Here is a 13,196-nt window from a genome sequence, read left to right on the forward strand (position 1 = left end):
CGCATGGCACTCGCGGGTTCCGCCACAGCAGGCGGGCGCAGACGCGCCCGCCTGCGTTCCACGGCCATGGCCATCGCGCGCTTTCTCGTCGTCGTCGCGCTGACCTATCTCGGCCTCCTCGCCGTCACTTTCTTCATCGGCCGCGTCATTCCCGTCGATCCGGTGCTCGCCATCGTCGGCGATCGGGCGCCCTCGCATGTCGTCGAGCGTGTGCGCGAGGAACTCGGCCTCAACCTGCCGCTCTACCAGCAGTTCGTCATCTATGTCGGCAAGGCGCTGACGGGCGATTTCGGCATCTCCGTGCTGACCTCGAACCCGGTGATGACCGACATCCGCCGCGTCTTCCCCGCGACGCTGGAGCTCGCCACGCTGGGCACGCTCATCGGCGCCTTCCTCGGCGTGCCGCTCGGCGTCCTCGCCGCGGTGCGGCGCGGCAGCTTCCTCGACCAGGTCGTGCGCGTCATCGGCCTCGTCGGCTATTCGGTGCCGATCTTCTGGCTGGGGCTGATGGCACTGCTCGTCTTCTATGCCCGCCTCGGCTGGGTGGAAGGCCCGGGCCGCATCGACGTCGTCTACGAATACACCGTCACGCCCGTCACGGGCATCCTGCTGCTCGACACGGCCATGCAGGGCGAGTGGGAGGCGTTCCGCAACGTCTTCGGCCATCTCATCCTGCCGGCGTCGCTGCTCGGCTATTTCTCGATGGCCTACATCAGCCGTATGACGCGCTCCTTCATGCTGACGGAGCTCGGCCAGGAATATGTCGTGGCGGCAAGGGCCAAGGGCCTGTCGGAGCGCACGATCATCTGGCGCCATGCGCTACGCAACGCGCTGGTGCCGCTCGTCACGGTCATCGCCCTGTCCTACGCCAACCTGCTCGAAGGCTCGGTGCTGACGGAGACCGTGTTCTCCTGGCCGGGCCTCGGCCTCTACATCACCGATTCGCTGCAGAACGCGGACATGAACGCCGTCCTCGGCGGTACCATCGTCGTCGGCTCGGTCTTCATCGGCCTCAACCTGTTGTCCGACCTGCTCTACCGCGTCCTCGACCCCAGAACCCGAGCCCGATAGCGGACCCGCGCAAGATGACGAACGACGCTCAAACCTGGCGCGCATGGCTGACGAGCGAGCGGCCGGCCTCGCGCCGGCAGGCCCGCCTCGGCCGCGCCTATGCCGCCTGGTCGCGCTTTGCCGACAACCGCCTCGCCATGGCCGGCCTCTTCATCATCCTGGCCCTGCTCCTCGTCGCCGCCTTCGCCGACGTGATCGCGCCCTATTCGGCCGTGACCGACGGTGACCTGCGCACGGCGCGCCTGCTGCCGCCGAGCGCCGCGCACTGGTTCGGCACCGACGACCAGGGGCGCGACATCTTCGCCCGCCTGGTGCACGGCTCGCGCATCACCCTCTTCGTCGTCATCCTGGTGGCGGTCATCGCCGCGCCCGTCGGCCTCCTCATCGGCACGGTCGCGGGCTATGCGGGCGGCTGGATCGATGCCGTGCTGATGCGCATCACCGACATCTTCCTCGCCTTCCCGCGCCTCGTGCTGGCACTCGCCTTCGTCGCGGCGCTCGGCCCCGGCATCGTCAATGCCGTCATCGCCATCGCCATCACCTCCTGGCCGCCCTACGCACGCATGGCCCGCGCCGAGACGCTGACGCTGCGCCATGCGGACTACATCAGCGCTGTGCGGCTGATGGGCGCCTCGCCCGCCCGCATCATCGCCCGCCACATCATGCCGCTGTGCGTGTCCTCGGTGATCGTGCGCGTGACGCTCGACATGGCCGGCATCATCCTGACGGCGGCCGGCCTCGGCTTCCTCGGCCTCGGCGCCCAGCCGCCCTCGCCCGAATGGGGCGCCATGATCGCCTCGGGCCGGCGCTTCGTGCTCGACCAGTGGTGGGTCGCTGCAGCGCCGGGCGTGGCCATCTTCGTCGTCAGCCTCGGCTTCAATCTCCTGGGCGACGGCCTGCGCGACGCGCTCGACCCGAAGGCGGCCGGCCAATGAGCGCGCTCCTCGACGTCGAAAACCTGCGCGTCAGCTTTCCCACGCGCTCGGGCGTGGTGGAGGCCGTGCGCGGCGTCTCCTTCACCCTCGGGCGCGAGCGGCTCGGCATCGTCGGCGAATCGGGCTCGGGCAAGTCGCAGACCGGCCGCGCCATCCTCGGCCTCACCCCGCCGCATGCGACCGTCACCGCCGACCGCCTCGTCTTCGACGGCACCGACCTGCTCGCCGCGAGCGAGAAGGAACGCCGGACGCTGCGTGGCAAGCGCATCGCCATGGTGCTGCAGGATCCCAAGTTCTCGCTCAACCCGGTGATGCGCATCGGCGAGCAGATCATGGAAACCCTCGCCGCCCACGGCCGCGGCTCGGGCGCCGAGGCGCGCCGGCGCACGCTCGCCATGCTGGAGGCGGTGCAGATCCGCGATCCCGAGCGCGTCTTCAACCTCTATCCGCACGAGGTCTCGGGCGGCATGGGCCAGCGCGCCATGATCGCCATGATGCTCGTCGCCGAGCCGGACATGCTCATCGCCGACGAGCCGACCTCGGCCCTCGACGTGACCGTGCAGCTCCAGGTGCTCTCCATCCTCGACAAGCTCGTCGCCGAGCGCGGCATGGGCCTCATCTTCGTCTCGCACGACCTCAGGCTCGTCTCCTCCTTCTGCGACCGTGTGCTCGTCATGTATGCCGGCCGCGTGGTGGAGGAGATCGCCGCCGACAGGCTGCACCAGTCGCAGCATCCCTATACCCAGGGCCTGCTGAACTGCCTGCCGAAGCTCGGGCAGAGCCGCCATCCCCTGCCGGTGCTCGACCGCAAGCCGGAGTGGGCGGCATGACGGAGGCGCTCGCGATCAAGGGCCTAGCGGTCGAGTTCGACGATTTCCGCGCCGTGGACGGCGTGGGCTTTTCGGTCGCCGAGGGCGAATCCTTCGGCCTCGTCGGGGAATCCGGTTCGGGAAAATCCACCGTCCTCCGCGCCGTCGCCGGCCTTGCACCGGTCACCGAGGGCGCCATCTCCGTCAGCGGTGAGACGATCGGCCATGCGCGCAGCAAGGCCTTCTACCGCCGGGTGCAGATGGTCTTCCAAGATCCCTACGGCTCGCTGCATCCGCGCCACACCATCGACCGGGCGCTCGCCGAGCCGCTCGCCGTGCACGGCATCGGCGATTCCGAGCGGCGCATCCTGAAGGCGCTCGACGAGGTGGGTCTCGGCAAGGGCTTCCGCTTCCGCTATCCGCACCAGCTGTCGGGCGGCCAGCGCCAGCGCGTCGCCATCGCCCGCGCGCTCATCCTCGAGCCGACGATCCTGCTGCTCGACGAGCCGACCTCGGCGCTCGACGCCTCGGTGCAGGCCGAGGTGCTCAACCTCCTCGAGGAGATCCGCCGCGAGCGCGGGCTCACCTATGTCCTCGTCAGCCACGACCTCGCCGTCGTCACGCACATGTGCGAGCGCCTGCTGGTGATGCAGCACGGCAGGCCGGTGGAGCTCCTGACCTCCGCCGACCTCGCCGCCCGGCGCATCGAGACGCCCTATACGCGCGAGCTGATGGTGGCGAGCGAGGGCTTCAGGCGCGAGGAGGCCTAGTCGCGGGATCGGCCGGCCCCTTACTCCGTGCCTCTCGCTCGCTTGCGAACAAAAAATCCGCCGCGCTCGTCGCGCGGCGGATGATCGTTGAACCCTCCGAGGGACGGCTCAGGTCGCCTTCGTCACGCTGCCTTCACCTGCCGGATGAAGCCGTCGACCTGCTGGCGCAGTGCATCGGACTGGCGCACGAGGTCATTGGCCGCCTCGACGATCTGGCTGGAGACGACGCCCGTCTCGGCCGCCGCACGGCTGACGCCGGTGATGTTCGACGACACCTCCTGCGTGCCCTGCGCCGCCTGCGAGACGTTGCGGGCGATCTCGTTGGTCGTCGCGCCCTGCTGGTCCACCGCCGAGGCGATCGTCGTCGACACCTCGTCGATCTGGCGGATCGTCTCGGTGATGCTGTCGATGGCCCCGACCACGTCGTTGGTGGCGTTCTGCACCGCGGCGATCTGGGCCGAGATGTCGTCGGTCGCCTTGGCCGTCTGCTCCGCGAGGTTCTTGACCTCGGTGGCGACGACGGCGAAGCCGCGGCCCGCCTCGCCGGCCCGCGCCGCCTCGATGGTGGCGTTGAGGGCGAGCAGGCTCGTCTGCGAGGCGATGTCGGTGATGAGGCTCACCACCTCGCCGATGCGCTGGGCGCTGGAGGCGAGGCCGCGCACCACGTCCGCCGCGGACTTCGTCTGGCCGTTGGCGGCGCTCGCGACACGGGCGGCCGTCGTCACCTGCTGCCCGATCTCGCGGATGGAGGCCGTGAGCTGCTCGGCGGCCGAAGCGACCGTGTTGACGTTGCTCGTCGCCTGCTCCGCGGCCGCGGCGACCGTCGTCGACTGACGGCTGGTCTCCTCGGCGGCGGAGTTCATGGCGCCGGCATTCTGCTGCAGCTGCGAGGCTGCGGCGGCGACGGCACGGGCCACGCCCATCGCCTCGGCCTCGAACTTGTTCACCAGCGCCTCGACGTTGCGCGCCCGCTCTTCCTTGGCGAGCTGCTCGGCTTCCTGCTCCGCGGCAAGGCGCTCGCGCTCGATGGCGTTCTCGCGGAAGACCTCGACCGCACCCGTCATCTCGTCGATCTCATCACGGCCGACGACCGGCGGCACGACGACGTTGCTGTCACCGTCGGCGAGGCGCAGCATCACGTCGCGCAGGTTGCGCATGCGGCGCGTCAGGTTGCGGGCGAAGACGAAGGCGAAGCCGCCGATGACGAGGAAGAAGGCGAAGCCGACCGCAGCCGCGACGAGCGCGGCGTGCTGGATGCGCGCCGTCACGTCGTCGGTGTAGACGCCGGTGCCGACGGTCCAGCCCCAGGGACCGAAGCGCTCGACATAGGCGAGCTTGGGCACCGCCTGCGACATGTCCTCGCCCGCCCGCGGGTAGTCGTAGGAGACGTAGCCGGAGCCCTTGTCCTTGCTGATGGCGATCATTTCCTTCACGTACGCCACGCCTTTGGCGTCCTTGGCGTCCATGATGTTCTTGCCCTCCATCGCCGGCTGGCCGCCGTTGACGATGGAATTGCCCTCGTCATCGATGACGAAGAAATATTCGTCGCCGTTGTAGCGCATGGCGCGGACCACGGCCCGGGCGCGCTGCTGCGCCCAGCCTTCGCCGATGAGGCCCTTCGCCGTTTCCTGGAACTGCTGGTCGATGGCCTTGATGACGACACCCGTCACCGACTGCAGCATGTCCACGCGGGCATCGCGGATCGAGGTGGCCTGCATGGATGCAAGGATGGCCACGATCGCAGCCGTGCTGACCGCAAAGAGCGCGACGACCGCCGCCAGCCGCGCGCCGATCGTCCTGAGGCCGATCTTTCCGAGAAAGCGACCCAATCCGTTTCGAACCTTGGCAGTTTCCATGCCAGCCACCCCGCATTCGCAGACCGGCTCTTGCCAGCCGGTCGCCCTTCGTTTGGTGCCGCCCACCCTTGCCGGTGCGCGGCGTTGCCTCGCCGATGGGGCCCTCCGTCGGCCGGAGGACCTCCTCGGTCGCATTTCGGAATAGACGCAACTCGGCGGTGTCCGCTGAGCGAATGAGCCGCCGGCGCTTCCCCGGTCAGACCGGCCGCGGAGACCCGCGCAGGACCGAAGAACGCAGTTCTCCCACCAACACCATGTTCAGCTTAGGCCGCCAGCCTTGTGCGAAGCTGGAGGACGGCCTCAGCGCGCCAGCGCGAGGCCGGCCCCGGAACTGAGGACGACGCCGCGATAGCCGCCGCGATCCTCGGCAAGGCGCGCAATGATCGCGCCGCGTGCATAGAGCACCACGTCCGGTCCCTTCAGGTCCCAGCCGTTGATGCTGCGCAGCGCCTCGCTCGCGCAGCCGCTCGTCGAGGCGCGGTACTGGTCGAGGAGGCCGGCATTGGTCAGCACGAGCTCGCAGGCCTTGCCGCCCGCTTCCGTCATGCGCCAGCGGCCGGAGACCTGGGACCGCTGCGGCACCGGCTTCGCATGTCCAGCCTGGGGCGGCGTGTAGCCCTTGACCACCTTCGGCGCCGGCAGCGGGCCGGGAGCCGTCGCCCCGCCCAGGGGCGGAGGGGGGCCCGCCGGTTTCGCCGGCAAGGGCTGCGCCGGCAGGGGCGGCATCGGCGCCTCGCGCACGACCACGCCCCGCGGGCGCATGCCCACGGCCGGGGCCACGACGACGGCCTCGACCTCCACGGATGGCGGCGCCGCCCGGTAGCACCGCGCCGGCGGGTTCCAAGGGCTGGTGTAATAGCGCTCACAGCTGTTGAAGTCGCCCGATGAGCAGCCGGCGAGGACGAGGAGGCCGAGGAGCGGCCCCGCACGGCGGCAGAGCGCCTGCGAGGCAGCCGGCGACCGCATCCCGCCCGTCGCCCCGATCGGGGCGGTGAATTCGCGCGTCAGTTTCATGCCATGCCCCCAAAAGGCATCTCGAATTGCATCGTCAGGCGGGGATCGCCGAGGCCCTCGGCCAGCCGGCGGCGGGCGGTGTCATCCATGGCGATCAGCACGCCGGCGGTGACGTCGCCCTTCCCCGCGACCGAATAACGAAGAACGTTCGCCGGTTCTTTCTCGCCGCAGGCTCCCGACAGGAAGCCCTGCTCGCCCCCCGTCCCGGCCTCCTGGCCACAGATGAAGGACAGGCCGTTCAGCACGCCTGCCCGCGCCTGCGCCACGATCTGCAGCCGGCTGTTGCCGGCGAGGGCAAGGCCGAGATTGGCGGCGACGAGCACCCCGGCGACGCCAGGCCCGAGATGCAGGAAGCCCTCGGCCGCGAGATCGGCACCGGGCTCGACGCTCGCCAGCCGGTCGAACACCGCGATGCCGGAGAGATCGTCGAGCAGCAGGAAGAGGCGCCGGTGATGATGGGACGTCCCGTGGACATTGCTGTCGACGAGAAAGGCGCTCGCCCCCTCGAGGGCGACATCCGCCGCGAGCCAGCCGCAGCCGGCAACGCTCTCCGCATCGACCGGCCGAAGGATGTTGTGGGCGGCGCCCGTGCGGAAGTGGCTGCCCGCCCCGCCATCGCCCCTGACGGCGATGCCGCCGGGATCGGTGATCCAGCGGATGCCTCTGGCGGCATAGACGAAGGAGCCGCAGTCATCGTGTCCACGGGCACTGCTGGCACCGAAGCGGGTGGCGAAATAGGCCCAGTCCCGCCCGTCCCTGTGGCGCGCCGTGACGAGCCCTGCCTGCCGGTCGAGCACAAGCGGCGCCGAGGCACGGGCGGCCAGCATCTCGGCCACCGCCGGTTCGGCCATCACGTCCCGCCCGCAACGGGCGATGAGATCCCGCAGGATGGGCAGATGCTCCGCACCGCCCGTCGTCTCCCCGAAGGGCGCGAGGCAGCCGTCGGGGTCGGTCAGCGCCACGCTCGTCGCGATGGCCCGGCCGAGCGGCAGCGCCATGCGCCGGCGCAGGCCCTCCGTGCCCGGCAGGACGGCAAGGACGCCCTGCAGCGCCAGGCCGACCGCGAGCGCCTCGAAATGCAGATGCGACGAGCCCTCGCTCGGCATCGCCGTCTCGGCGAAGAGCTGCGCCGCCGACCACTCGATGTGGTTGAGCGCCATGGAGCGCCACAGGGCCGCGAGCGGCAGGCGCGGCAGCGCCGCGGCGACGACCGCGAGCCCGGCCGCCGCATGCAGCCGCTCGCGCGCCTCGCCGATGAGATTGTCGCCGAGCGCCTCGGCGAGGAACCGGGCATGCCGCACGATCTCGGCGACCAGCCCCGCGCTCTTGCCGACCGGCAGGCCGGCCGCGAGCGACTGCGCGAGGAGCTGCAGCAACACCTCGACCCGGATCGCCACCGTACGCGGGCCGAACCGATCCTCGTCGTCGACGTCCGCCCGCGGGGCAGCCGCCTGCCACGACAGTGCGAGGGCGACCGCCTGGGCGAGGCTCTTGCGCTCGCCGCCCTCCGTCAGCGAGACGAGCCAGCCGAGAGCGTGATAGCGGGCGCGCCACAGACCGCAGCCAAACGGGTCTTCCTGCCAGTCGATGATCTCCGGCAGCGACCAGTCCTCGTGCCCGGCAAGGCGAAGGCGCCCGTCGGCCACGCTGCCCATGCCGCCGGCGAGCCAGCCGGCGAGATCGGCCTGGACGAACGGCGCCGCGGCGAGCGCCGCTTCGTCGACGAAAGACGCGAGCAGCCCGCGGGCGTCGCGTTCGGCGATGCCGAACCGCTCGGCCAGGCGGCCAAGCAGCCCCAGCGGGTCGTCTTCGGTCCCGTCCGCAAGTCCATCGTCGGGCGAAACTTCGTAAGGGAGGATGCGCCGGATATCCGCCCGGCCCCGCGCCTGGAAGCCGATATCGACCGAGCGGGCGCCGGCCGGCGGGGCAAGGCGCAGCGTGAAGCGACGCGCGCGCCGGTCCGTCGGCAGCATGACGAAGGCGCCGATGCCCTCGGCCTCGAGCGTGCCCTCATAGGGACGCGGCAAGGCCCGGCCCTTGGCATCGCGGTAGACGATGCGCGCAAAGGCCATGTCCGGCGCGGGCGTTGCGCAGAGCAGCTGGCCGCGCACCGTCAGCCCGCCGCCCGGCACGACACCCCAGCTCTCCCATTGCGGCTCCGCGTCGAGGAGCTGGGGTCCCGGCGGCGCCGCGGCCTCTGCGGGCGGCTGCGGCAACGGCCGCAGGCGGGGCGTCGCGATCTCGAACGGCGCCGTGTTGCGCCAGCTGCGTACCGTCAGTTCCACGCGCTCGGCATGGGCCGGCAGCTGGAAGGCCACGCGCACCTGCGAGACCTTGCGGCCAGGCGCGGCGGGTCCGGCGACGTCGATCGAGAAGGGGTCGATCCTTCCCCGCATCAACCCGGCGACGGCCGGAAGGTCGAGGCTGACGCCGTCGCCCGTCTGGAAGTCGAAGCCGAGGCGGACGGCGTCCGGCACCCTGCCGGCCTTCTCGTCATCCGCCCAGGTGAGGGCGAACGCCAGTTCGCACCACTGGCCCGCCGGCACGCCGCCGAAGGAGAACTGCACCCGCGCCCGGCGGTTGCGCGCCTCCACCACATGCCCCTGGCCGTCGCCGCGGGCGGCCGAATCCGCGCCGTACTGGGCGACGACCGGCAGCAGCTCGCGCCCGCCCGTCTCCTGCGCGGAGCCGGGCGCGCGGGCGGGGCCTGCGGGCGGCGGCACGGGCGCGGCCTTCGGCGGCTGCGCCCGCTTCTTGAGGGGGCCGGGCAAGCGCGGCGGCTGAAACGGCTTCACCCGGTCCGGCGCCTTCGCCAGACCGGGTTGCAAGAGGGCATCGAGACCTGGCCGCACGCGCCGCGCCCCCTTCTTCTTTCCCGATTGTTCGTCGTCGCCGCTCACGCCGCCGCCACACGGTCGAAGAACTGGCGCACGTCGCCGTTCATGTGCGCCGCCTGCTCGTCGAGCGAGGACGCGAGCGTCTGCACGGTGGTGACGATGCCGCCGATGTCCTGCGCGGCGGCACGCACGGTCGCCACGGCCTCCGCCACGCCCTGCGCATCCTGCGACATCTCCTCGACCGCGGTGAGGATCGAATGGGTCGCCGCAGCCTGGTTCTCGACGGCCGCGGCAATCGCCTCGGCCGACTGCACGACCTCGCGGATGACGGTGCCGATGCCGTCGAGATCACCGACGGTGGCCCGCGTCGCCTGCTGGATGGCCGCGATCTGGTCGGAAATCTCCTGGGTGGCCTTGGCGGTCTGCGTCGACAGCGTCTTGACCTCGCGCGCCACCACGGCGAAGCCGAGCCCGGCCTCGCCTGCGCGCGCCGCCTCGATGGTGGCGTTGAGGGCGAGAAGGTTCGTCTGCCGGGCGATGCCGCCGATGAGCTCGACGATGGAGCCGATGCGCTCGGTGACCTCGGCGAGGCCGCGCACGCCGGCGTCGGCCGCCTTGGCCTGTTCCGCGGCCTTGCCGGCGATCTCGTAGGCGCGCTGGGCATAGCCTTCGACGGTCTCGATGGACCTCGCCATCGTGCCTGCCGCAGCCGCACCGCGGGCCGCCCGCTCCGCCATTTCCTCGGCGGTCATCGTCATGCTGTCGGCCTGCTCGCTCGTGCGGCCGGTCGCCGCGCCGAGCTGCTCGGACGCGCCGCGCATGACGTGCGCCGCCTGGTTGAGCGCCGAAAGGCTCTGCGAGAAGGTCTGATCGAAGATGCCGATCTCGCCGGTCAGCCGCGTACGGCGCTCCTCGCCTGCGGTCAGCAAGGTCTCGTGATAGACGGAGACCGCGATGCCCATGTCGAACATCACCGCGCTGCCGACGGCGCTAGCGAGCCGCGCCAGCCGGCCCGAACGCAGCCGCGTCTCCTGCGCGAGCACGGTCGTCAGCTCGGCGAGGATGACGCTGTAGCCGCCGATGTACCAGTCGGGCTCGACGCCGACGCGCACATGGGCCACGGCCACGGCCCGCACGCTCGTGAGATAGCTTTCATCGAAGCCCGAGGTGAAGAGCCGGCGCCAGTGCTCGGCTTGCAGCTTGGCGAGCCGGTCCTGCCGCTTGTCGACGAGCCGCGCCGTCATCGGGAATTTGGCGAGATGCCGGTAGAAGTCGCTGATGATGCGCGGCATGTGGGGCGCGATGAGACCCCAGGCGGTCTCGAGGTCACCGCGCACCGCAGCGTCGATCTTGTAGAAGGCCAGGCGCTCGTTCAGGGAAAGAACCGCTTCGGACATCATTCCTACCACGCGAACTCGTCCCGCGCGCCGCGGCAAGTCGCGGCGGTGAGCGGGAACGGAAAGGGGGAAAGGGGCGGCAGGGCGGCGGCCATCATGCCGTGGCCTCCGCCAGCCGGTTGGCCACATAAAGCCCGGGCCGCCCCGAGGCGGACCGGAAGGCATCGGAGATGCCCATCACCGTCTCGGCTGCGCCGAGAACCAGGTAGCCGTCGGGCGCGAGCACCTTCGCCATGCGCGAAAGCACGTCCGCCTTCGTCGGGATGTCGAAGTAGATGAGCACGTTGCGGCAGAAGATGATGTCGAACGTGCCGAGCCCGGCGAAGGACTGCAGCAGATTGAACTGCCGGAACTGCACCATCGCCCGGATCTCCGGGCGGATCTGCCACTGGTCGCCCTTCTGCTCGAAGTACTTGAGCAGGTACTGGATGGGCAGCCCGCGCTGCACCTCGAAGGCCGAATAGAGCCCCGCCTGCGCCCGCTCCAGCACGTGGCCGGCAAGGTCCGTCGCCAGGATCTCGACCGTGACGCCCGGCAGGAGATGCGCGTTCTCCTTCAGCGTCATCGCCAGGGAATAGGGCTCCTGCCCCGTCGATGCGGCGGCGCACCAGACGCGGATGCGCCGCGAGCCGCGCCGGTCGATGAGGTTCGGCACCACGAAGGAGACGAAGGTCTCGAACGGCGTCTTGTCGCGGAAGAAGGAGGATTCGTTCGTCGTCATCGCCTCGACGACGGCATCCGCCACCGCGCCCGAAGGAGCGGCGCGCAGGCGCGTCACGAGCTGCTCGACGCCGACGAGCCCCACCTTGCGCGCCACGGGCGCAAGGCGGCTCTCGATGAGATACTGCTTCTCCTGCGACAGGTTGAGGCCCGAGCGCTGCTTGAGGAAGTGCTGCAGGAATTCGTAATCGCCGGCCGCAATCATGCTCTACCTCCGACGATCAGCTGGCTGACCCTGGGACCGATGTCCTCGATCGGCAACACGCCCGCGCAGGCCCCGGCGGCGATCGCCGCGCCCGGCATGCCCCACACGACGCTCGTCGCCTCGTTCTGCGCGATGACGTTGCCACCCGCATCGGCGATGGCGAGCGCGCCCTTGGCGCCGTCGCTGCCCATGCCGGTCAGGATGACCCCGAGCGCCGCCGAGCCGAAGACCCGCGCGACGGACTCGAACATCGGGTCGACGGCCGGCCGGCAGAAATGCACGGGCGGCGCGTCCGACAGGCGGATGACGGGCTTCTCGCCCACCTTCTCGACCAGCATGTGCCGGCCGCCGGGCGCCACATAGATGCGCCCCGCCGCCAGCGGCTCGCCGTCGACGCCCTCCGCCGCCTCGCGGTTGGCCGTGCGGCCGAGGTGCTGGGCGAGGATGGTCGTGAAGGTCGGCGGCATGTGCTGGACGATGAGGACCGGCAGCCGCGCGAGTGCCTGCCCTGCCCCTTGCAGGAACTGCATCAGCGCCTGCGGTCCGCCGGTGGAGCTGCCGATGCACAGGACCCGCGCGGGAATACCCGTGTAGGCCCTGAGCTTCTCCGTTCCCCGCGGCGGCTGCGGCCGCGGCTGGAAAGCCGGCGCCGCAGGTGCCGGCGCCGGGGTGGCCGGCTTGACGGCGGGGGCGCCGAGCGGCAGGCGCAGGCCCGCCGCCGAGCGGGTGCGCAGCCGCTGGCCGAGATGGCGCACCTTCTCCACGAGCTCGCGGCGGAAGTCGGCCGAGGTGGCGAGCCGGCCCGTCGGGTCCGGCTTCGGCACATAGTCGGCAGCGCCGAGCGCCAGCGCCCTGAGGCTCGTCTCCGCGCCCCGCTGCGACAGCGTCGAGGCGACGAGCACGACGGTGTCGGGCTTGGCCTTGAGGAGGAGCGGCAGGGCCGTGAGCCCGTCCATCTCCGGCATCTCGATGTCGAGGATCACCACGTCCGGCCGCGACTGCGTCATGTCCTGCGCGGCGAGGCGGCCGTGCCGGTGGGTGGCGACGACGACGAAATCCTGCTCTTCCTCCAGCCAGCGCGACACGAGCCCGCGCACGATCGCCGAATCGTCGACGATCATGACCCGGATCTGATCACCCGCCGTGGCGGCTCCCGTGACACCCGTCATGCGAGCGGCTTTCCGGCATCGGCGAGAGCCTCGGCCTCCGCATCGATGAGGCCGACCTCCTGGAACTTGTAGGCCAGGATCTCCCGATCGAAGGGCTTCATGATGTACTCGTCCGCCCCTGCGATGAGCGCCCGCGCGATATGGCCGGGATGGTTCTCCGTCGTGCAGAACACGATCTTGGGCCTGGTGCCGCCCTCAAGGGCGCGCACCGCCTCGAGGAACTGCGGCCCGTCGACCACCGGCATGTTCCAGTCGAGCAGGATCGCGTCCGGCATCGTCACGATGCAATGGTCGAGCGCCTCCTGCCCGTTGCCCGCCTCGCTCACCTCGAAGGACAGTTCCTCGAGGATCTTGCGCGCCACCTTCCGGATGAAGGGGGAATCGTCGACCACCAGACACGTTTTCATCAGCCG

The 13,196-nt window shown here is 70.7% G+C and carries 11 protein-coding genes; 4 read left to right on the plus strand and 7 right to left on the minus strand.

Annotated features, from left to right (window positions below):
* Positions 1–3: 3 nt before the first annotated feature.
* From GGR16_RS23795 to GGR16_RS23810, 4 genes are read left to right on the plus strand one after another with little or no spacing between them, the layout of a single operon-like run.
* Positions 4–1,071, plus strand: a complete 1,068-nt coding sequence (locus GGR16_RS23795; RefSeq protein WP_183318596.1) for an ABC transporter permease — start codon at positions 4–6, stop codon at positions 1,069–1,071.
* Between the two features lie 14 nt (positions 1,072–1,085).
* Positions 1,086–2,006 carry a nickel transporter permease gene (nikC, locus tag GGR16_RS23800; protein WP_019402895.1) on the plus strand — a complete coding sequence of 307 codons (921 nt, stop codon included), beginning with the start codon at positions 1,086–1,088 and terminating at the stop codon, positions 2,004–2,006.
* On the plus strand, positions 2,003–2,836 hold the full coding sequence (locus GGR16_RS23805; protein ID WP_183318598.1) for an ABC transporter ATP-binding protein: 834 nt from the start codon (positions 2,003–2,005) through the stop codon (positions 2,834–2,836). The genes nikC and GGR16_RS23805 overlap by 4 nt, the downstream gene beginning before the upstream one ends.
* Complete coding sequence (locus GGR16_RS23810; protein WP_183318599.1) at positions 2,833–3,585, plus strand: ABC transporter ATP-binding protein; 753 nt, start codon at positions 2,833–2,835, stop codon at positions 3,583–3,585. The genes GGR16_RS23805 and GGR16_RS23810 overlap by 4 nt, the downstream gene beginning before the upstream one ends.
* Positions 3,586–3,707: 122 nt before the next feature.
* On the opposite strand, the gene GGR16_RS23815 is transcribed toward GGR16_RS23810, so the two are convergent.
* From GGR16_RS23815 to GGR16_RS23845, 7 genes are all read right to left on the minus strand, one after another.
* Complete coding sequence (locus tag GGR16_RS23815; protein ID WP_019402898.1) at positions 3,708–5,414, minus strand: methyl-accepting chemotaxis protein; 1,707 nt, start codon at positions 5,412–5,414, stop codon at positions 3,708–3,710.
* 327 nt (positions 5,415–5,741) lie between these two features.
* Complete coding sequence (locus GGR16_RS23820; RefSeq protein WP_019402899.1) at positions 5,742–6,455, minus strand: AprI/Inh family metalloprotease inhibitor; 714 nt, start codon at positions 6,453–6,455, stop codon at positions 5,742–5,744.
* Positions 6,452–9,355, minus strand: a complete 2,904-nt coding sequence (locus GGR16_RS26545) for a heparinase II/III domain-containing protein (RefSeq protein ID WP_183318602.1) — start codon at positions 9,353–9,355, stop codon at positions 6,452–6,454. Before GGR16_RS26545 ends, GGR16_RS23820 begins: the two co-directional genes overlap by 4 nt.
* Positions 9,352–10,689 carry a globin-coupled sensor protein gene (locus tag GGR16_RS23830; protein ID WP_183318604.1) on the minus strand — a complete coding sequence of 446 codons (1,338 nt, stop codon included), beginning with the start codon at positions 10,687–10,689 and terminating at the stop codon, positions 9,352–9,354. Before GGR16_RS23830 ends, GGR16_RS26545 begins: the two co-directional genes overlap by 4 nt.
* A 94-nt stretch (positions 10,690–10,783) precedes the next feature.
* Positions 10,784–11,614, minus strand: a complete 831-nt coding sequence (locus GGR16_RS23835; RefSeq protein ID WP_183318605.1) for a CheR family methyltransferase — start codon at positions 11,612–11,614, stop codon at positions 10,784–10,786.
* Positions 11,611–12,783 (minus strand): protein-glutamate methylesterase/protein-glutamine glutaminase, encoded by a 1,173-nt coding sequence (locus tag GGR16_RS23840; RefSeq protein WP_183318607.1) that lies wholly within the window; start codon positions 12,781–12,783, stop codon positions 11,611–11,613. The genes GGR16_RS23835 and GGR16_RS23840 overlap by 4 nt, the downstream gene beginning before the upstream one ends.
* Positions 12,780–13,190, minus strand: coding sequence for a response regulator (locus GGR16_RS23845; protein ID WP_183318609.1), 411 nt, complete (start codon positions 13,188–13,190; stop codon positions 12,780–12,782). Before GGR16_RS23845 ends, GGR16_RS23840 begins: the two co-directional genes overlap by 4 nt.
* Positions 13,191–13,196 lie beyond the last annotated feature (6 nt).

The sequence above is a fragment of the Chelatococcus caeni genome, from assembly GCF_014196925.1.
GTDB classification, from domain to species: Bacteria; Pseudomonadota; Alphaproteobacteria; order Rhizobiales; family Beijerinckiaceae; genus Chelatococcus_A; species Chelatococcus_A caeni.